This window comes from Streptomyces sp. NPDC002669 (assembly GCF_042889165.1).
Classification (GTDB): Bacteria; Actinomycetota; Actinomycetes; order Streptomycetales; family Streptomycetaceae; genus Streptomyces.
On record NZ_JBIAQQ010000016.1, the window covers coordinates 84,218 to 104,655 of the forward strand.

15 protein-coding genes are annotated in these 20,438 nt (G+C 73.0%); 8 read left to right on the top strand and 7 right to left on the bottom strand.

Annotated features, from left to right (window positions below; translation table 11 throughout):
• Nucleotides 1-346: 346 nt before the first annotated feature.
• The 5 genes from ACFYW1_RS23355 to rbsD all read left to right on the top strand — a co-directional run bounded on the left by ACFYW1_RS23355 (nucleotide 347) and on the right by rbsD (nucleotide 6,292).
• Nucleotides 347-1,363 (top strand): LacI family DNA-binding transcriptional regulator, encoded by a 1,017-nt coding sequence (locus ACFYW1_RS23355; RefSeq protein WP_388996351.1) that lies wholly within the window; start codon nucleotides 347-349, stop codon nucleotides 1,361-1,363.
• The gene (locus tag ACFYW1_RS23360; protein ID WP_388996354.1) at nucleotides 1,360-2,910 is read left to right on the top strand and encodes a sugar ABC transporter ATP-binding protein; all 1,551 of its coding nucleotides are present in this window, start codon (nucleotides 1,360-1,362) and stop codon (nucleotides 2,908-2,910) included. The genes ACFYW1_RS23355 and ACFYW1_RS23360 overlap by 4 nt, the downstream gene beginning before the upstream one ends.
• The gene (locus ACFYW1_RS23365) at nucleotides 2,900-4,867 is read left to right on the top strand and encodes a substrate-binding domain-containing protein (RefSeq protein WP_388996357.1); all 1,968 of its coding nucleotides are present in this window, start codon (nucleotides 2,900-2,902) and stop codon (nucleotides 4,865-4,867) included. The genes ACFYW1_RS23360 and ACFYW1_RS23365 overlap by 11 nt, the downstream gene beginning before the upstream one ends.
• A 118-nt stretch (nucleotides 4,868-4,985) precedes the next feature.
• Entirely contained in the window at nucleotides 4,986-5,906 is a 921-nt protein-coding gene (locus ACFYW1_RS23370) for a ribokinase (RefSeq protein ID WP_388996360.1), read from the top strand.
• Nucleotides 5,903-6,292 carry a D-ribose pyranase gene (gene rbsD / locus ACFYW1_RS23375; protein WP_388996363.1) on the top strand — a complete coding sequence of 130 codons (390 nt, stop codon included), beginning with the start codon at nucleotides 5,903-5,905 and terminating at the stop codon, nucleotides 6,290-6,292. The genes ACFYW1_RS23370 and rbsD overlap by 4 nt, the downstream gene beginning before the upstream one ends.
• 168 nt (nucleotides 6,293-6,460) lie before the next feature.
• Here rbsD and ACFYW1_RS23380 read toward each other — a convergent pair whose 3' ends face one another.
• The 6 genes from ACFYW1_RS23380 to ACFYW1_RS23405 all read right to left on the bottom strand — a co-directional run bounded on the left by ACFYW1_RS23380 (nucleotide 6,461) and on the right by ACFYW1_RS23405 (nucleotide 13,860).
• Entirely contained in the window at nucleotides 6,461-7,108 is a 648-nt protein-coding gene (locus tag ACFYW1_RS23380) for a class F sortase (protein WP_388996366.1), read from the bottom strand.
• 297 nt (nucleotides 7,109-7,405) lie between these two features.
• Entirely contained in the window at nucleotides 7,406-7,834 is a 429-nt protein-coding gene (locus tag ACFYW1_RS23385) for a hypothetical protein (protein ID WP_388996369.1), read from the bottom strand.
• A gap of 125 nt (nucleotides 7,835-7,959) precedes the next feature.
• Complete coding sequence (locus ACFYW1_RS23390; RefSeq protein ID WP_388996630.1) at nucleotides 7,960-9,921, bottom strand: sensor histidine kinase; 1,962 nt, start codon at nucleotides 9,919-9,921, stop codon at nucleotides 7,960-7,962.
• 85 nt (nucleotides 9,922-10,006) lie between these two features.
• The gene (locus tag ACFYW1_RS23395; RefSeq protein WP_388996372.1) at nucleotides 10,007-10,738 is read right to left on the bottom strand and encodes a response regulator transcription factor; all 732 of its coding nucleotides are present in this window, start codon (nucleotides 10,736-10,738) and stop codon (nucleotides 10,007-10,009) included.
• A gap of 121 nt (nucleotides 10,739-10,859) precedes the next feature.
• Nucleotides 10,860-11,840, bottom strand: coding sequence for a sphingomyelin phosphodiesterase (sph, locus tag ACFYW1_RS23400; protein WP_388996375.1), 981 nt, complete (start codon nucleotides 11,838-11,840; stop codon nucleotides 10,860-10,862).
• 199 nt (nucleotides 11,841-12,039) lie between these two features.
• Nucleotides 12,040-13,860, bottom strand: a complete 1,821-nt coding sequence (locus ACFYW1_RS23405) for an AAA family ATPase (protein WP_388996378.1) — start codon at nucleotides 13,858-13,860, stop codon at nucleotides 12,040-12,042.
• Between the two features lie 401 nt (nucleotides 13,861-14,261).
• Between ACFYW1_RS23405 and ACFYW1_RS23410 the strand changes: the two genes are divergently transcribed.
• Nucleotides 14,262-16,385, top strand: a complete 2,124-nt coding sequence (locus ACFYW1_RS23410) for a tetratricopeptide repeat protein (RefSeq protein WP_388996381.1) — start codon at nucleotides 14,262-14,264, stop codon at nucleotides 16,383-16,385.
• Nucleotides 16,386-16,400: 15 nt separating this feature from the next.
• Here ACFYW1_RS23410 and ACFYW1_RS23415 read toward each other — a convergent pair whose 3' ends face one another.
• Nucleotides 16,401-18,215, bottom strand: a complete 1,815-nt coding sequence (locus ACFYW1_RS23415; protein ID WP_388996384.1) for a hypothetical protein — start codon at nucleotides 18,213-18,215, stop codon at nucleotides 16,401-16,403.
• Between the two features lie 298 nt (nucleotides 18,216-18,513).
• Between ACFYW1_RS23415 and ACFYW1_RS23420 the strand changes: the two genes are divergently transcribed.
• The gene (locus ACFYW1_RS23420; protein ID WP_388996387.1) at nucleotides 18,514-19,338 is read left to right on the top strand and encodes an SAM-dependent methyltransferase; all 825 of its coding nucleotides are present in this window, start codon (nucleotides 18,514-18,516) and stop codon (nucleotides 19,336-19,338) included.
• Between the two features lie 174 nt (nucleotides 19,339-19,512).
• A complete protein-coding gene (locus ACFYW1_RS23425) occupies nucleotides 19,513-20,364 on the top strand; it encodes an SAM-dependent methyltransferase (protein ID WP_388996390.1) in 852 nt (283 codons plus the stop codon).
• Nucleotides 20,365-20,438: the final 74 nt, after the last annotated feature.

Consider the following 20,438-nt stretch of genomic DNA (forward strand, 5'->3'; position numbering starts at 1 on the left):
CGGTCCCAGAAATGCCGATAAATGTCAGGTGCGCGTCAAGAATTGGCCGGATGGCGTCCTCGGGGGCGAGCGGGGCGGGGCCTTCGGCGTGGGCCGGGCAGTGTTTCCGGGTGGGGCGGGCGAGGACCTTCCGGGGTGAGGGCGGTGCGGGGCGCCGATGGGTCCGTGAGGTGTCCGGCTCCGGGGCACCCCGACCCGCATCGCGCTCGTCACAATCCGGCCTCGGAGAGTGGGTGGGGTCTTGATTTCGACCGTGTAATCGTTTCCAATCATGCGTGTAATCGTTTCCATGGCTCCGTTCCACTGGTTTCGAGGCTCACGGAAACCACAAGGAGGTGGTCCGGACATGACGAGCATCAAGGACGTCGCGGCTCAGGCGGGAGTCTCTGTCGCCACGGTCTCCCGCGTACTGAACAGTCATCCCTCCGTCAGCCCGGATGCGCGGACCCGGGTCCTCGCCGCCGTCGAAGCCCTCGGCTACCGGCCCAACGCCGTCGCCCGCTCGCTGCGCACCGACCAGACGCGCACGCTCGGCCTGGTCATCAGCGATGTGCTCAATCCGTACTTCACCGAACTGGCCCGCTTCGTCGAGGAGGAGGCCCGGGCCCTCGGCTACAGCGTCATCATCGGCAACGCCGACGAGCAGCCGGAGATCCAGGACCACCACGTCCGTACACTCCTCGACCGGAGGATCGACGGGCTGCTCGTCTCTCCCGCGGACGGCGACTCCGCGCTGATGGCGGACGTGGCGCGCGGCGGTACCCCGATGGTCTTCGTGGACCGGTGGATGCCCGCCGTCGACGTCCCCGTCGTGCGCGCCGACGGCCGGGGCGCGATCCGGGACCTGGTGGCCCATCTGCACGCGTTGGGCCATCGCAGACTCGCCATCATCGCGGGCCCCGCGGCCACCACCACGGGAGCCGAGCGCGTCGAGGCATTCCGCGAGGCGCTGCACGCGTACGAACTCACCCTGCCCGACGCCTACATCGGCCAGGGCGACTTCCAGGCGGACAGCGGCCGACGCGTCACCGAGGGCTTCCTGGCACTTCCCGAGCCGCCCGAGATCGTCTTCGCCGCCGACAACCTGATGGCGCTCGGCGCGCTGGACGCCATCAGGGCGGCCGGCCTGCGCGTCCCGCAGGACATCGGGCTCGCCGCGTTCGACGACATTCCGTGGTTCGTCCACACCGACCCGCCGATCACGGCGATCGCCCAGCCGACGGGCGACCTCGGCCGCGCCGCCGTCCGCGCGCTCGTCGACATCGTCGACGGCCGGTCCCCGCAGTCCGTCACCCTTCCCGCCCGTCTCGTCGTGCGCCGTTCCTGCGGCGAACCCGCCCCGGACCAGAGGAGCAACCTGTGAGCAATCCGGACGAGTTGCTGCGCATCGAGGGGGTGCGCAAGGCATTCCCCGGCGTGGTCGCCCTGGACGGTGTGGACTTCGACCTGCGCGGCGGCGAGGTGCACGTCCTGCTCGGCGAGAACGGGGCGGGCAAGAGCACGCTCATCAAAATGCTCTCCGGCGCCCACCGCCCGGACGGCGGCCGGATCTTCGTCCGGGGGCGCGAGGTCAGGATCAATGGCGCACAGGATGCCGAACGGCTCGGAATCGCCACGATCTACCAGGAGTTCAACCTGGTCCCGGATCTCACGGTCGCCGAGAACATCTTCCTCGGCCGGCAGCCGCGCCGCTTCGGACTGATCGACCGGCGCCGCATGGAGGCGGACGCCGAGGTGCTCCTGCGCCGCGTCGGCCTGCACGTGTCGCCGAGGGCCAGGATCCGAGAACTGGGCATCGCCCGGCTGCAGATGGTGGAGATCGCCAAGGCGCTCAGCCTGGACGCACGCGTCCTGATCATGGACGAGCCGACCGCGGTCCTCACCTCGGAGGAGGTCGACAAGCTCTTCCGGATCGTCCGGCAGCTGCGTGCGGACGGCGTCGGCGTCGTCTTCATCACCCACCACCTGGAGGAGATCGCGGCGCTCGGCGACCGGGTCACGGTGCTGCGCGACGGGCGGAGCATCGACCAGGTGCCCGCGTCGACGCCCGAGGCGGAGCTCGTGCAGCTGATGGTGGGACGCAGCATCGACCAGCAATATCCCCGTGAACGCCCCGGGGCCGGGGACCCGCTGCTGTCCGTGCGCGGCCTGACCCGCGACGGCGTGTTCCACGACGTCGACTTCGACGTGCGGGCCGGGGAGGTGGTCGGCCTGGCCGGTCTCGTCGGCGCCGGACGCACCGAGGTCGCCCGTGCCGTTTTCGGTGCCGATCCCTACGACCGCGGCACCGTCGAGGTGCTCGGCGAGCGGCTGGCCGGGCACGACGTCCCCGCGGCGATGGACGCCGGAATCGGCCTCGTGCCCGAGGACCGCAAGGGGCAGGGCCTGGTGCTCGACGCCTCGGTGCAGGAGAACCTCGGCCTGGTGACCCTGCGCTCCGCGAGCCGCTCCGGGCTGGTGGACCTCAAGGGGCAGCGCGCGGCCGCCGCCCGGATCGCCGAACAGCTCGGCGTACGGATGGCGGGCCTCGGCCAGCACGTCCGTACGCTCTCCGGCGGCAACCAGCAGAAGGTCGTGATCGGCAAGTGGCTGCTCGCCGACACCCGGGTGCTGATCCTCGACGAACCGACCCGGGGCATCGACGTCGGAGCCAAGGTCGAGATCTACCAGCTGATCAACGAACTGACGGCATCGGGCCACGCGGTACTGATGATCTCCAGTGACCTGCCCGAGGTCCTCGGCATGAGCGACCGGGTGCTGGTCATGTCCCAGGGCCGGATCGCGGGGGAGCTCCCCGCGCACGAGGCGACCCAGGACGCCGTGATGGCCCTCGCCGTCGGCACACCCCCCACGACACCCACGACAGCGGAACCGGCTGCGAACGAAGAGGAGAGCCCCCGTGGCCACTGACACGCTCAAGAGCGATACGGGCGCCGGTGGCGCCGCGGGGCACACGGTCCGCCGGCTCCTGCTCGACAACGGCGCGCTGAGCGCCCTGGTCGTCCTGCTGGTGGCGATGTCGCTGCTCTCCGGCGACTTCCTGACCACCCAGAACCTGCTGAACATCGGGGTACAGGCGGCCGTCACCGCGATCCTCGCGTTCGGCGTCACCTTCGTCATCGTCTCGGCGGGCATCGACCTGTCCGTGGGGTCGGTCGCCGCGCTCTCGGCCACGGTCCTGGCCTGGACGGCGACCTCTGCGGGGCTGCCGGTCTGGCTGGCGGTCGTCCTCGCCGTCGCCACCGGGGCGGCGTGCGGCTTCGTCAACGGGGCGCTCGTCTCGTACGGAAAGCTGCCGCCGTTCATCGCGACCCTGGCGATGCTGTCGATCGCGCGCGGCCTGTCCCTGGTCGTCTCGCAGGGCAAGCCGATCGACTTCCCCGAACCGGTCTCCGTGCTCGGCGACACGCTCGGCGGCTGGCTGCCCGTCCCCGTTCTGGTGATGGTCGTGATGGGGCTGATCGCGGCGCTGATCCTGGCCCGCACCTACATCGGCCGCTCGATGTACGCGATTGGCGGCAACGAGGAGGCGGCCCGGCTCTCCGGACTGCGGGTCAAGCGGCAGAAGCTGGCCATCTACGCCCTGTCCGGTCTCTTCGCCGCGGTCGCGGGCATCGTCCTGGCGTCCCGGCTGACCTCGGCGCAGCCGCAGGCCGCGCAGGGGTACGAACTCGACGCGATCGCCGCCGTGGTCATCGGCGGGGCCAGCCTCGCCGGCGGTGTCGGCAAGGCGTCCGGAACCCTGATCGGCGCACTGATCCTCGCCGTCCTGCGCAACGGGCTCAACCTCCTGTCCGTCTCCGCGTTCTGGCAGCAGGTCGTCATCGGTGTCGTCATCGCCCTCGCGGTGCTGCTGGACACGCTCCGCCGCAAGGCCGGTGCCGGGGCCGCCGCACCGGGCGGTTCGTCCGCCGCGCCGGGCTCGCCGGGATCCGGCCGGAGGGGAGCGGTCAAGTTCGGCATCGCCGCACTCTGCGTGGCCGTCGTCGTGGGCGGGGTGTCCTACTTCAACTCCGGCTCCTCCGGCGGCGGCACCAAGGTCGGCATGTCGCTCTCCACGCTCAACAACCCCTTCTTCGTGCAGATGAAGGCGGGCGCGCAGGCCGAAGCGAAGAAGGCCGGAGTCGACCTCACCGTCACCGACGCGCAGAACGACGCCTCGCAGCAGGCCAACCAGCTCCAGAACTTCACGAGCTCGGGCATGAAGTCGATCATCGTCAACCCGGTGGACTCGGACGCCGCGGGCCCCGCCGTCCGGGGCGCCGACAAGGCGGACATCCCGGTGGTCGCCGCCGACCGGGGCGTCAACGGCGCCCGGACCGCGACGCTCGTGGCCTCCGACAACGTCGCGGGCGGCCGGCTCGCCGCCGAGGCACTGGCCGAGAAGCTCGGCGGCCGGGGCAGCATCGTCATCCTGCAGGGAACGGCCGGCACCTCGGCCAGCCGGGAGCGCGGCGCGGGATTCGCCGAGGGCCTGAAGGCGTACCCGGGCATCAAGGTCGTGGCCAAGCAGCCGGCGGACTTCGACCGGACGAAGGGCCTGGACGTCATGACCAACCTGCTCCAGTCCCACCCCGGCATCACCGGTGTCTTCGCGGAGAACGACGAGATGGCGCTCGGCGCGGTCAAGGCACTCGGCGGCAAGGCCGGGAAGTCGGTGTCCGTCGTCGGATTCGACGGGACTCCGGACGGCCTGAAGGCGGTCGCCGCCGGAACGTTGTACGCGTCGGTGGCCCAGCAGCCGAAGGAACTGGGCCGGATCGCCGTGCGGAACGCGGTGAAGGCGGCAGCGGGCGAGAAGATCGGCGACATGGTGAAGGTGCCGGTCAAGGTCGTCACCGGGAAGAACGTCGCCGACTTCTCCTGAGTACGGCCGGGTCCGCCGGAGCGCGCCGGGTCCGCCCGGGCGCGTTCGGGCGGACCCGGCCGCGACCGGGCGGCAGAAGCGCGCACCGGGCAGTGTCCGATCACGGAAAGCAGGAACCATGTACGACAGCGACCACGACCGGTACGACCTGTTGGTCGTGGGCTCCGCCAACGCGGACCTGGTCGTCGGCGTCGAACGCCGCCCCGCCCCGGGCGAGACGGTGCTCGGCTCCGATCTGGCCGTCCACCCGGGCGGCAAGGGCGGGAACCAGGCGGTTGCCGCCGCCCGCCTCGGGGCCCGGACGGCCCTGCTGGCCCGGGTCGGCGACGACGCGCACGGTCGCCTGTTGCTGGAGTCCCAGCGGGCGGCGGGCGTCGACACCGGCGGCGTGCTCGTCGGCGGGGCCCCCACCGGCGTCGCGCTGATCACCGTGGACCCCTCGGGTGACAACAGCATCGTGGTGTCGCCGGGGGCCAACGCCCGCCTCGCCCCCGAGGACGTCCGGGCGGCCGGTTCCCTGCTCGCCGCCGCCCGGGTCGTCTCCGTACAGCTGGAGATCCCGCTGGAGACGGTCGCCGAGGTGGCTGCCGCGCTGCCGCCCGGCACCCGGCTGGTGCTGAACCCGTCCCCGCCCGCCCCCCTGCCCGACCGGGTGCTGGCCGCCTGCGACCCGCTGGTGGTCAACGAGCACGAGGCGCGCTACATCCTGGGCGGGGCCGCGGGCAGCACACCGGGGGAGTGGGCACGGGCACTGCTCGGACTCGGCCCGAAGTCGGTCGTGATCACGCTGGGCGCGGCGGGAGCGCTCGTCGCGGACGGCCGCACGGGCGATGTCGTGCCCGTGCCGAGCATCGCGGTCGAGGCCGTGGACACGACAGGGGCGGGCGACGCGTTCACCGCGGCCCTGGCCTGGCGGCTGGGCCTGGGCGAGGGACTCGCCGAGGCCGCCGCGTTCGCCGTGCGGGTGGGCGCGGCGGCCGTCACCCGGCAAGGCGCGCAGGCGTCCTTCCCGACCGCGGCTGAAGTCCCGGCCCCGTGAAAAAGGCCGGAATCCTCAACCGGCACCTCGCCGGGGCCCTGGCCGAACTGGGCCACGGCGACGGAGTGCTGATCTGCGACGTGGGCATGCCCATCCCGGCCGGACCCCGCGTCGTCGACCTGGCCTTCCGGGCCGGCGTCCTGTCGTTCGCCGAGGTGCTCGACGGCCTGCTCGCCGAACTCGTGGTGGAGGGCGCGACCGCGGCGCACGAGGTGCGGGCGGCCAACCCGGAGACCGCGAGGCTGCTGGACGACCGCCTCCCGGGCCTCGTCCACGTACCCCACGACGAGCTCAAGGCGCTCTCGGCGGGCGCCCGGCTGGTGGTGCGGACGGGGGAGGCGCGGCCGTACGCGAACGTGCTGCTGCGGTGCGGGGTGTTTTTCTGACGTGAGGATGCGACCGGTGTGTTCCGGGCCGTCCGGAACGAAGTCGGCGCGTCCCCGGATCAGGTGGTGCACGGCCCCGGAGAGCACCCCGGCATCGCAACGGCCCGCCCACGGCGTCCGCCCTTGTGGTCAGGGCCGCCCCTCCGGCCGGCCGCGGTCCGGGTTCCCTCAGCTCCGGTTCGCGTACACGATCAGGTTGTCCACCGGGTGCCCCTGGTCGTCGAAGGCACCGTCGCAGGTGATGAGGCGCAGGGTGCGGGCGTTGGTGGGGCCGTAGACCTTCTCGGTCGGGAACGCCTTCTTGCTGACGGTCTCGGTGGCGGTGACCCTGAAGTGGAGTTCGGCGCCCCGGTCGTTGTGGATCGCGATGTCGGCGCCCTTGCCGATCTTCCGCAGGTCGTGGAAGACGGCCTTCCCGAACCGGGTGTCGTTGTGCCCGATCACGACCGCGGCACCGGGTTCGCCGGGAACGGCGCCGCCCGTGTACCAGCCGGCGGTCATGCCCTTCTCGGCGGGCGGGACCTCGACGGTGCCGTCCGGGTTGAGGCCGAGGCGCATCAGCTCGCTGTCGATCCCGAGCGAGGGGATGTCGATGCGGACGGGGACGGCCGGCGCGGAACGAGACCCTCCGGACCTTCCGGTCCCCACAGTGCTTTTCGACCCCGATTCCTCCGACCCGGCCCGTTCCCGGGTGTCGGAGCGGGTGCTCGCGCCGCTGCCGTCCGCGGCACCCGAGGAACAGCCGGTGAGGACGAGGGCGAGACAGACGAGCGCGGGAAACGCGGCGCGTCGGAGCGGGAGCGGCGTACGGGGCATGGGGGCTCCAGGTCGGGGCGGGGATCGGCAGTGGGGGGGGGGGGGCGGGGGGGCGCGGGGCCGGGGCCCGCCCCCCCCCCGGGGGGGCCCCGCCCGGGGGGGGCGCGGGGGGGGGGCGGGCGCCGCGGGGGGGGGGGGGGGGGGGGGGGGGGCGGGGGGGGGGGGGGCGGGGGGGGGGGGGGGGGGGGGCGGGGCCCCCCCCCCCCCCCCCCCCCCCCCCACGGAGTACGGACGACGGCGGCGGGCGTCCCGGCCGTCTCGGCGGCCGGTCGGCCTTTCGGGCCGTGGGGCGGTGGGTCAGCCGTTGTGCCGGGCGGCCGAGCGGCGGCGCAGCACGACGGTGCCCGCTCCGGCGAGCAGGAGCGCGGCGGTGGCCGAACCGGCGATCGCGGTGGTGTTGTCGCCCGGGGTGCCGGCGATGCGCTCGCCCGCGTCGACACCTCCGCGCGGAGCGGGGGCCGTCTTCCCCGAACCGTCCTCGGCCACAGCGGGGGCCGGGGCGGGGCTGTCACCGGCGGCCACGCCACCGCGGGGCAGCACGGACGGCGGAGTGTCCGCGGCGGGAGCGCTGGAGGGCTCGTCGGAGCGGGCCGCGGCGGACCGCTCGTCGGACGGGGCCGACGGGGAAGGGGTGGCGTCGGCGAAGGCCGAGGCGGACGGTACGAGCACCGCACCCGCCGCGACGGCGGCGAGGACGACGGTGCGCAGGGACAGGCGGTTGGGCATGGGGCAGGACTCCATTCCAGGTCGGCCTCGATGGCGTCCGGAGGCCGGTTGGCACCGGACGCGAGGCATGCCGACAGGCTGGCGTGAAGTTATGAAGAAGCTGTCAGAACGGTGTGGTCATCGCATCAGCCCCGGCCCGTGCCTTCCGGCCTCCTGTCCGATGCCGTGTCCGACGTCCTGTCCATCGGCTCCGGCGGCCCCGTCGGCAGCCGGAGAGTGAACACCGAGCCCTCGCCCTCGACGCTCACCGCGCCCACCGAACCCCCGTGCGCCTCCACCAGCTTCCGTACGATCGCCAGCCCCAGCCCGCTGCCGCCGGTACGGCGACTGCGCGACTTCTCGGCGCGCCAGAAGCGGTCGAAGACATGCGGCAGGTGCTCGGCCGAGATGCCGCTGCCCGTGTCGGCGACCTCGACGACCACGATTTCCCCGCCCAGCCCCTTTCCGCCCGTCGAGGTCCCGTCCGGCGACGCTTCGGAGCCGTACGCGCGCACCGTCACGCGCCCGCCCGCCGGGGTGTGGCGCACGGCGTTGGAGACCAGGTTGCCGATGGCCTGACGCAGCCGTACGGGATCGGCCCACAACACGGGAGCGGGGCCGTCGGCCGCCGACGGTGCCGAGAGCGTGACCCCCGCCGTCTCGGCCCGCGCCTGATGCGCCGCGACCACCTGCGCCAGGACGTCCTCGACGCGTACCGGTTCGGGGTGCAGCCGCAGCGCGCCCGCGTCGGCCGCGGCCAGGTCCTGGAGGTCGTCGATGATGTGCTGCAACTGCACGGCCTCGGTGTGGAGCGAGGAGATGAACGCCGGATCGGGCTCCGCCAGCCCGTCCTGCGCGGCCTCCAGCCAGCCCCGGATGTTGCTCAGCGGCGTGCGCAGTTCGTGGGCGACGTCGCTGACCATGTCCTTGCGCTGCGCCTCCAGCCGCGTGCGGTGGTCCGCCATGTCGTTGAACGCGGCGGCGAGGCGGCCGATCTCGTTGTCGTCGGTGACCAGCACCGGTACGGAGTCCTCGCCGTCCCGCATCCGCTGCGCGGCCCCGGTGAGCGCGTGCAGCGGCCGTACGAGCCGGGAACCGGCGAGGACCGTGGCGCCGACGGTGAGTGCCAGGACGAGGGCCGCCGCCCCCGCGATCTTCGCCGTGTTGGCCGGGGAGAGGTCGAAGCCGGGAACGGTCGCGTCGCCCTCGTCACCGATGAACAGCAGCGCGGGCGAGGCGACGTAGGAGCTGAGCTGCTCGCGGCGGGCCGTGCTCACGCAGGAGGCGGTGGCCCGGTCGTCCTCGCCGGTCCGGACGCTCGGCGCGGGCGACGGGACGGCGGCGGCCCCGGTGGCCGCGGGTGCGGGGCCGCCGCCCCAGGACAGATCCAGATTGAGCTGGATGCCGGTACGGCCCTGACGTTTGAGACAAGCGTTGGCGAGCCGGTTGAGCGCGTCCAGGGCCTTCCGTTCGGTGGCCGTCGGCCCGTTCAGATCCTCGGACGCGCACCGGGCGTCCTGCATGCGGTCCGGGCCGTTGCCCACGATCTGGATGCTCGGGCGCCCGCTCGGGCTCCGGACCACGTCCGCCGCGACCCCGACCTCGTTCAGGCACGCCACGCTCCGGTCGGCGGCCCGCCGCAGCGCCGTGCGTTCGGCCGCGGGCAGCTGGAACGGGCCCACCGCGCGCGGATCCACCCGGTCGGCCGCGGCGCCCGACCGGTCGACGGTCCGGGACAGGGCCGTGTCCACGGAGAGCGGGTCCACGATCGCCGACGCCCGGTGCGGCAGCGCGGGCGGCGACGGCCGGCCGGCGGGGTCGGCGGAGTCGGCGAGGGGCCGTCGTCGCTCGGTGGTGAGCGCGATCCTGCGGCCCGATTGGCGGGCCAGGTCGTGGACGGTGTCCTCGACGCCCTCCCAGGTGGGGTGGCTCGCCGCGTACCCGAGCAGGGTGTTGTAGATCCGGGCGTCGGCGGCGAGGTTCTGGCCCTGTTCCTGCTTGATGGCGCCGGAGGTGGTCTGCACCGCGATCCAGGCGGTGGCGGCCACCGAACAGGCGGCCACCAGCGCGGACACCGTCAGCAACCGGCCGAACAGGCTCTTGCGCAGCGGCAGTCGTGCCCGCTGCCGGTCGCGGCGGACACCGGTGTCGAACCCCTGGTCACCACGGACGGCAGCGTCGTGCCGCTCCCGGTCACGACGACGCACGCGGGGCCTTCCGCGCCGGGTCCGTCAGCTTGTAGCCGACCCCGAAGACGGTGAGCAGCCTGACCGGCCGGCGAGGAGCGGGTTCGAGCTTCTTGCGCAGGTTCATGATGTGCACGTCGACGGTGCGGAAGCTGACGTACCGGTCGAAGCCGTGCAGTTCCTCCAGGAGCCGCTGCCGGGTGAAGACCCGATCGGGCTCGGCCGCCATGGCGGCGAGGATCCGGAACTCCCCGGGCGTGCACTCCACGGCCAGGTCCCCGACCGACACCTCGTGCCGGTCGGGATCGACCGCCAGCGCGCCGACCCGCAGCACCCGGTCCGCGACGGGCCCGGCCACCCCCGCCGGACCCCGCCGGCTGCGGCGCAGCAGGGTCCGTACCCGGGCCATCAGCTCGCGCGGACTGTACGGCTTCGTCATGTAGTCGTCCGCACCGAGGTCCAGCCCCAGCAGCAGATCGTCCTCGGTGCTGCGGGCGGTCAGCATCAGCACCGGCACCTCCCGGTGCTCGGCGCGCAGCACCCGCACCACGTCCAGGCCGTCGGCCCGCGGCATCATCACGTCGAGCACCAGCAGATCGGGCTCCCGGTGCCGGACCTCGGCGAGGGCCGCGAGGCCGTCACCGACGACCCCGACCGTGTGGCCCTCGTGCTCCAGATAGCGGCGTACGAGCTCGGCCTGCTTCTCGTCGTCTTCGGCGACTATGACATGTGCGCACACGAAACGATCGTAGATGAGCTCGTCAGGGGCTTTTCCGGTCACCCGGGACGGTGTACCGGTCGTGGGGCGGGGGACGGTACGCCGTCGGCACCACGCCCCGCCGCACGATCCGCCGCCGTGGCTACCGCGCCGACGCGATCACCGGGTAGTGGTCGGAGAGGTTGGTGTACGTGTAGCTCTTGCCCCAACTGCTGACGGTCCAGGGCGCGCTCCGCTCCTTCACCACCTCGTTCGTCCACCCGGCCGGCTGCGCGTGCCCGGCGCGGTACAGGACGTGGTCGAGGTCCTCCCGGGGGTCGTCGGGGTAGCGGTCGGCGGCGATCGAGTTGTCCTGGGTGTCGAAGGAGTACGGGTGCCCGGTGCGTGCCGAGGCCCGGGCCAGTCCGGCGTCGGTGAGCATCGAGGAGTACTCGGGGGAGTGGAAGTCCACGTTGAAGTCCCCGGCCACGACGACCTGTTCGGATGCCGGAATGTTCTTGGCGTCGAGGAAGGCGTCGAGTTCCTCGAACTGCAGGCTGCGCTTGGCGGCGGCCTCTCCCGCGCCGCAGCCGGGGTCGGTCGACTGCGTGTGGGTGCCCACCACGTGCACCCGCGCACCGTTCACGTTCAGCTCGGCGTAGGCGAAGCCCTTGTTGGACCAGCGGTCGCTGCCGCAGGCGTCCTTGTAGACGTACTGCTCCTTGCGGACGACGGGCCACTTGCTGAGCACGGTGACGCCCCCGTCCTCCGGGGTGAGGGCCGAGTACGCCCCGCCGGTCGCGTCCCAGCCGCTCTTGCTCCGGCCCACCACCGGCGTCCGGTAGGGGTACTGGGCGGCGGCGTTGTTCAGCAGCGCGTCGGACGAGGAGTTGTCGAACGCCTCCTGGAGGACGACGACGTCGTTGCCCCGGAAGAACGACGTCTTCGGTATCTCGGCCGCGCGGTGGTCCTGGCCCCAGTTCGGGTAGAGGGTCTTGCTGAAAAGGAACGTGTTGAACGTCAGTACGCGCAACGACGGGGCGTCCGCCGCCGATGCCTGCGGGGCGTTGGCGGCCAGTGCCGCCGCGGCGAGCGCGGCGGCCAGGGTCGCGCCGGAGACACGGCGGATCGCTGAATGCGGCACAGATACTCCTGGTGCGGAAGGGGGGAAGTGGTGCCGCCCATCAAAGCAGGGGTAGTTACCCGTGGGTAGACGTCGGATGCCGGGAGTCTTTCCGCAACGGTACGAATGGGGTCCGGGGCCGGAAGGACCCGTGACCGGCGGTGTCCTGGTTCCGGGGCCGGCCCCGACTCCTGAACCGGGGCCGGGCCCGGACCGGCGTTCACGCCGCGGGGTCCCCGTGGGACTCCATGAGCTCCTGATGGGCCGCCGCCACGTCCGGGGCGAGCACGGTGACGATCTCCTCCCGGGTGGGCGTCGTGCCCGTCGCGTGCTCGGCGTACAGCCGCAGGTCCCGTTGCGCGGCGGCCTTCTGGCAGAGCTCGCGCGCGAACCGGGCGTTGCCCAGGGTGTCGGCCATGCCGCCGTCCACGGCCGAGGCGAAGATGGCGCCGAGCGCGGCCGCGGCCGCCTCGTCGGGTTCGTCGCCCTGACCGGTCAGGACGGACCGGGCGATCAGGAGCAGCTCCGGCGCCGAGTACGAGGGGAAGTCGACCCGGGTGTTGAACCTGGACACCAGGCCCGGGTTGGCGGCGAGCAGCCCGGTCATCTCCTCGCGGTACCCGGCGAGCACGACGACGAGCCGGTCCCGGTCGTCCTCGGCCCGCTTCAGGAGCACCTGGAGCGCCTCGTCACCGAACGCGTCGCCACCGCTGTACCCGCTGTTGGACAGGGCGTACGCCTCGTCGATGAACAGCACACCGTCCATGGCGGAGTCGATGACCTTGCTGGTCTTGATGGCGGTGGACCCGAGGTGCTGCCCGACGAGATCGACGCGCTGGGCCTCCACGACATGACCGGACCGCAGCAGCCCCAGCCCGGCGAGCACCTTGCCGATGATGCGGGCGACGGTGGTCTTCCCCGTGCCGGGAGGGCCCGCGAAGACGAAGTGCCGGGGCCGGGCCCCGCTCGGCAGCCCCTGCTCCTTCCGCAGTGCCGCCATGCGCAGCTGCGCGATCATCGTGAGCACCTGACGCTTCACCGGCTCCAGGCCGATCATGTCGTCGAGGGCCTGCTGCGCCTCGGCGAGCAGCCGGTCCCGCTCCTCCCGCGACAGCCCGCCCTCGTCGTCCTGGCCGGAACTTTCCGGACTGCCCTGGGCGGCGGTCGGGGCGGTCGTCCCCGCAGAGGGCGCGGGCGTGGGCGTGGACGTGGGGGAGGGCGTGGGCGCGGGGCCGGAGGAAGGGGCGGAGGGGGAGGACACCTCGGCCACCGACGCGGCCGTCGGCGCACTGGAACGCGCCTGGGCGCGCACGTCCACGTCGAAGAGGCCCGGAGCGCACCGGAACGCGTACTGGTACCGCTTCAGCGCCTCGTCCGCCCGGCCCAGCGACTCCAGGGAACGTCCCATGAAGTACTTGACCTCGGCGTCGAAACGGCTCCCGGCCTCCAGCTTCTTCGGCAGCTCCGCCAGCACGTTCAGGGACTCGTGACAGACCCCCTGCGCGAACAGCGAGGCGCCGACGTACAGCTGGGCCTCGTCGTACAGGAACGCGTCCTGGATCCCCGGCGCGAACCGCAGGACCAGTGACCAGTCCTCCTTGAGGAAGGCGTACCGGGTACAGATGAAACGGGTCTCGTCGCAGTCCAGCTGCGCCGCGGAGAGCCCGGCCCACGCCTCGTCGAGCCGGCCCGCGTCCAGCAGCGCCGCCTGGGCCGCCACCCAGAGGTCGCGGGCGTTCTCCAGCCTGAAGGTGACGTAGTGACCGAGCTGGAACCGGGAACGGAGCGGCATCCCGAACTTCGTGCGCAGCGCGCCGAACGAACCGGAGCTGCGGAGCATGCCGTCCAGCGCCTCCTTCTGGCGCTGCCCGGTCGCGTGCAGCCCCAGCCAGGCGTCGGCGGCGAGCGGATCGTGCGTCGTGGCGAGGGAGAACCGCTCGGCCGCGGCGGCCATGTCGCCCTGGTGGAACAGGGCCATCGCCTGCTGCCAGGCCTGTTCGGCCTTCCTGGCCGACCCCCGGTGTGCGGCTGCTCCCTGCACGGCTTCTCCCCTCGACGGCCGTGGGCCCGCGGCGGACGGCCGACGGGGCACGCCGTGATGACCTGGAACAACCGCCAGGATATCCAACCGGACGCCCGCCCCCGCCGAACACATCCGGAGCCGCTCCCCGCACCGGCCGGGGCCGCCCGGACGGGAAGCGCCGACGGCCCCCGCCGACGACTCGAACCAGGAGGGCCGGGGGCGTCGATTTCACTGGAACCTTCACGAAAGGCCGGTGGCCGGGCGTCCGGGGAGGCGATCGGATTCGGACTCCCGACGATCATCATCGCGATGCCCAGGGGATATTGACCCACCGGACGCTAACGTGGGTCCGCACGGCGGCAGCGACGGTGCCGGGGAGGGCGCACCGTGCGAAACGCCGGGAACGAGGAGTGCGCGACATGCTGGATCCCACTTCGGTGGCGGCGATCTCGGCGGTACTCGGCGCGGTCGGCGCGGGGATGGCCAACGAGGCCGGAAAGTGGGCCTGGGAGTCGACCGGTGGCGTCGTACGCAGAATCGTCGGCCGGGAGGTCCCGGCCCCCGCGGCGCAGGACGAGCGGGACGACGTGGCCCGCATGATGCACGAGCGAATCCGTGAGGATCCGCAACTCGCCGAGTACTGGCGTTCGTTCGCGTCCAGGGTGGGCGGCGGGGCGGGCCCGGCCCGGCCGGTGCGGTCGAATCTTCCCGCCTCCATAAGGTTCTTCACCGACCGCAAGGAGGCGATGAAGCAACTCCGGCGGGAGGCGACCCGGCACGCGGACGGGCGGCCCAGGGCCGCACTGGTGCACGGCCCGGACGGCATGGGATCCAGCGCCCTCGCCGTGCACTTCGGCTCACAGTTCGCCAAACTCTTCCCGGACGGCCGGATCTACGCCGACCTGGGCGGCGGCCGGGCGGGTGGTGCCCGCGACTCCGGAACCGTGCTGCGGGTGCTGCTCCGCCAACTGGGAGTGCCGGACGAGGAGATGCCGCCCGCCACCGAACAGCTCGGCGAGTTCTTCCGCCATCGCGTGGCCGACCTCGAACTCCTGGTCGTGCTCGACCACGCCTACTCCGCCTCGCAGGTGCGGCCGTTCCTCACCTCGGCCCCCGGTGTGTTCACCGTCATGGTCGCCCGGAACCCCTTCCCCAACGTCGACGCCGTGCGCGTGCCCGTCGGCCCGCTCACGGACAAGGACGCGAAGCGCCTGCTCACCCACATCACCGACAAGTCCACCGTCGCCGCCGCCCGCGCCACGCTCCCCTCGCTGCTCGCCCGCTGCGGCGGTTCGCCCTACGCCCTGCGGGCCGCCGCCCACCAGCTCTCCGCCCCCACGCTCCCGCCGCGCGGCGCCGGAACGGACGGCGACCCGGTGCGCGGGGCCGCCGAGGACGGCTACCGGCTCCTGGCACCGGAGACCGCCCGGCTGTACCGGCTGATGGCGCTGCGCGGCTGGCCCGCCTTCGACGCCGTGATCGCCGCACGGACCACCGGCGACGACCCCGCGGCCACGGCGGAACGCCTGGAGGACCTCGCGGACCGGATGCTCCTGGAACACCACGGAAGCGGCACCGGCCGCTTCCACTACCGTGCCGGGGTCCGCGCCCACGCCGAGGCGGCGGCGATCCGCGAGGACGGCATCGCCGCGTGCTCTGCCGCCCTCGGCCACACGCTGACCGCGTACGCCGACCTGGCGGCATCGGCCGCCCACCAGGCGCTCCCGGAGAGCTGGCGCGTCCCGGCACCGCCCGAGGACCGGACCGGGCAGCGGCACGAGGACCGGGGCGCCGCCCTCGGCGCGCTGCTCGTGGAAGCGGGCAATCTGGTCGAGGCGGTGCGGTGCGCCGAGGAGTCCGGCGACCCGGCCACCGCCGTACGCCTGTGCCGTGCGCTGTGGCCGCTCCAGCTCAAGGCGGGCCACCACGAGCTGTTGCTGTCGGCGCTCAGGACCGGGGTGCGCCTGGCCGAGGGCCCCGACGCAGGGGCACTCCACGCGCAACTCGCGCACTCCCTCACCGAGACGGGACGCTGGGAGGAGGCCGAGGAGGCGGCGCGGGCGGCGGCGCACGCCGAGGAAGCGACGGGCCACAAGCGGGGCCACGCCTCGGCCGTCGAGTTCCTGGGACTGCTGAGGCTGCGCCAGTGGCGGCACCAGGAGGCGTACGACTGCTTCGAGGAGGCCGCCGGCATCCTGGGCACCATGGGCGCCCGGGACGAGGGGGCGGCCGACGTGCCGCGCGCCGAGGCCCTGCTGGAGCGCCATCGCGGCCGGGCGCTGCGCGGACTGGGACGGCGGGAGGAGGCCCGGCGGCGACTGGAGACCGCGCTGTCGTACTTCCGGCCCGAGGACGGGTCGGGCGGCGACACGTACAACACGGCCCGGACGCTCACGGACCTCGCCGAGACCTGGCTGGACGAGGAGAACACCGGGGCGGCGCTCCCGCTGATCGAGGCGGCGATCACGACGCTCGACGGCCAGCGGGCCGAGTACCACCTCTCGCACCTGCGACACATGCGGGACCGCTGCGCGACGTCGTAGGCCCGGGGCGGCTCCTCAACTCCCCGGCTCCGGCGGCACCGGGGGAGCGACCCGCACGTGCTGGACCCGGCCGCCCGTCCGCAGGACGAGCCCGTCTGCCACCACCCGCGCCAGCCGCGCACGGGCGGTGGCCGGGTCGGGCCCGTCCGCGGCGAGCCAGGCATGCAGGGCGGAGGCGTACGCGGCGGGGTCCGCGGCTCCGGCGCCCTCCGCACCGGCGACGGGCACCGCGGTCAACCGCAGCAGTTCCTCGCCGCGCACCCGCACCACGCACGTGGACGGCCCGGTGACATAGGCCGCCAGGGCGCAGTCCCGGTGGCGGCGGAGCACCTCGGACGTCCAGGCCGAAGGAGACCCGAAACGGGGGTCGTCCGGAGCCCCGTCGCGGAAGACGACATCGGCCAGGTCCAGCCGGTCCGCGTCACGGGTGTCCTCGTGCACCGCGACGTGCAGTTCCCCGCCGTCCTGCGGCCCGGTCGGAGGCCGGGAGCCCGCCCACCGGCTGATCGCCACCTCTCCCGGTCCCAGGACCCGCGACCGGACCAGCAGCGGGACCGTGACCGGCACCGTCTCGTGGCCGGGCAGCGGGAGCGGCGTCAGCGAAGCGGGCCGGCCGGGTTCCGGCTCGCGCATCATCGAGTAGAAGAGCCGCCGCAACCGTGCCGCGGACTCGCCCGGCACGGAGGTGGTGAACTCGGCGGGGCCGGGCAACGGCCGGTGCCGACGGAGGAGTTCCGCGAGCTGCGGGGCGAGCGGCGCACCGGGGTCGAGCTTCGGGGCCTCCCGCATGAACGTGGAGATCGGCGCGTCCGGGTCCAGCGCGTCCAGCGGCGCGGACGCCAGGAGCACGGGAGTGCCGAGGGCGGCCGCGTAGTAGGTGACGGAGCCGTGGTCGCCGATCACGGCGTCTGCGGCCAGCAGGGCCTGCCGCCACCCCGTCAGCGGATCGACCAGTGTCAGCCCGGCGCGATGCGCGCGATCCAGCCAGGCGCGGATCTGGCCGGGGCCGTGCCCGTGCCAGACGTTGGGGTGCAGCACGGCCGCGAACCGGAACTCGTCCACGGGGAACTCGTCCGCGATCCGGTCCAGCAATGCGGCGACCACGTCACCGCCGCCCCCGCCCCCGTCCTCCGCGCCGTCACCGAAGAGGGAGTCGGAATTCCAGGTCGAGTTGAGCAGGACGAGCCGCTGCCCGGGCCGTACCCCCAGCGCACGGCGGAAGCGTTCGCGACGGGGCCGCGCGGCGAGCACGCGGTCGAAGCAGGGATCCCCGGCGAGCACGGCGGTCGGCGCCGCCTTGGGGCAGGCGAGGCGCAGACGCTCGTGCTGTTCGGGGTGGGAGAGGACGAGCGCGTCCGCGACGGGCCTGCCCCGGGACAGCAACCACTCCGGCGCGAGCCCGAAAACGGGCGCGGGCACCGTACCGCTTTCGCCCTCGACCCGGTGTCCGGTGTCCGGTGTCCGGTGTCCGGTGTCCGGTGCTGCCAGCCTTTTAGTGTATCCAATACCGTGCGAAAGAATGACCAACTTCCCTGAGAAAACTTCCAGTTGACCACCGAAGCTGGCCGAGATGACCAGGTCCGCATCCGTCTCGGCGGCCTGCTCCCACGGCAGTACCGGCACCCCGACCTCGGCCAGCAGCTCGGCCGTTCCGGCGGCGAACGCGGAGGAGCCCGTGCAGGTCGCCAGCAGCTGGACGCGCAGGTCGTCGTCGAACAGGGGCAGTACGTCGAGCAGCCGCGTCGCGGAGGTCACGTTGTGCACGACGACGAGGACCCGCAGACACTTCTTCCGCGTCGTCCACCGCGCCGCGTCGTCCCCCACCGGCACCCGAACCCACCCGGTCCGACCGCGCTCCATCCGTACACCCCTCGTCCCTCGCCCGCCCGGCCCGTTCCGGGGAGCCCTGTCGGCCGCCCGGCCGGTCGTGACAGTCAATCAGCACGACGGCCGGACCCACCACCACGGGTCGGGGCGGCAGGTCCGGCGGCGTGCGGGCGGGCCGGTGCGTCGTCCGCGTGCGGGGAGTCGCCGGTGTGCATCCGGTGGGGCCTGCCACGCATGACTCCCGCGACACCCAGGTAGGTTGAGGGCAGAGCTTGATCGCTTTCGCGTCCGGAGGTCCCCCATGAATGAGCGGCAGCCGTCCGTCACCCCTCCCGCCACAGCGGTCTCGGAGAGGATCGACACCACCCGGCCTCATTCCGCCCGCTTCTGGAACTACTTCGTGGGCGGCAAGGACAACTACGAGGTCGACCGCGAGATAGGCGACCAGATCAAGGAGTTCTTCCCGGGGCTCGTGGACGTGGCGGTGGCGGGGCGGCAGTTCCTGCGGCGTTCGGTGCGCCACCTGGTGGAGGACCGGGGCATCCGGCAGTTCCTGGACATCGGTACGGGGCTGCCCACCGCGGACAACACCCACCAGGTGGCCCAGGGCATCGCGCCCGAGGCGCGCATCGTGTACGTGGACAACGACCCGCTCGTGCTGACCCACGCCCGTGCGCTGCTGACCAGCTCCCCCGAAGGCGTCACCGACTACATCGACGCGGACTTCTACGACCCGGACGCCATCCTGGCCGAGGCCGGGAAGACGCTCGACTTCGACCGGCCCGTCGCCCTGATGCTGCTCGGCATCCTCGGCCACGCGGGCGACTTCGAGCAGGCCCGTGAGGTGGTCGGCCGGCTGATGGCGGGACTGCCGTCCGGCAGCCACCTGGTGGTGTACGACGGTACGCGGACCAGCGAGGGCATGATCGCCGCCGAGAAGGCGTACATGGAGAGCGGTGCCGTGCCGTACTACGTCCGCGAACCCGACGAGATCGTCGGGCTCTTCGACGGGCTGCGGATCCTCGACCCCGGATTCGTCCGGCTCAGCGAGTGGCGGCCCGACGCCGACAGCGCGACCGTCCCCGCGGACGTCGACGCCTTCGGCGGGATCGGCGTCAAGGAGTGACCGGTGCGGCACCGCCGGGGTCACCTGCCCCGGTGGTGCCGCACGGCCGTCCGGGTGACCGCTCTTCGAGGCGGCCGGCAAGGAACCGGCCGCCGACGGCACCACCAGCACCAGTATCAGCAGCAGGAGCAACGACAGGACCGGGACCGACCACAGCGACAGGGGGAACGCCGCATGACAGGGCACGAGTCCGGTGCACGACCGGCCGGCGCGCACCACATCGACACCACCAGGCCGCATTCCGCGCGGGTGTACGACTGGTTCCTCGGCGGGAAGGACAACTACCCCGTGGACGAGGAGCTCGGCAGACAGATCGCCGCACTGTCGCCGGACACGAAGCGGATCGCACGCCACAACCGCTGGTTCATGCACCGTGCGATGCGCTGGCTCGCGGGTGAGGAGGGCATCCGGCAGTTCCTGGACATCGGTTCCGGCATCCCGACCGAGCCCAACCTGCACCAGATCGTCCAGGGCGCGGCGCCCGCCGCCCGGGTCGTGTACGTGGACAACGACCCGATCGTCCTGGCCCACGCCGAAGCCCTGCTGAGCGGCACGGGCGAAGGGGCGACGGCGTATCTCGACGCCGACGCGCGGGAGCCGGACCGGATTCTGGAACTCGCCTCCGACGTACTCGACTTCGACCGTCCCGTCGCACTGTCCCTGATCGCCCTGCTGCACTTCGTCGAGGACGGCGACAACGAGGGGAACGGGACGGGCGCCGGGGCGTACGCGCTGGTGGAACGGCTCATGGAGCGGCTCCCCGCCGGGAGCTGTCTCGTCCTGTCCCAGCTCACGGGTGACTTCGACCCCGAGAGCGTGGAGAAGGGGGTGGCCTCGTACGCGGCGGGCGGCGTGACGCTCGTACCGAGGTCGCACCGGGGCGTCAGCCGGTTCTTCGACGGGCTGGACGTGGTGGAACCGGGGGTCGTCCAGGTCGTCGACTGGCACCCGGAGCTCAACGTCGGCGAACTCCCGGTGGAGACCCGGCCCGTGCCCATCTACGGTGCGGTCGCCCGCAAGCCGTAGCGGCAGCCCGTCAACGGTGGCGGTCGCCCGCGAGCAGCGGCGGCCGCCGCACGGACACGTACCGGCAGCGGGTG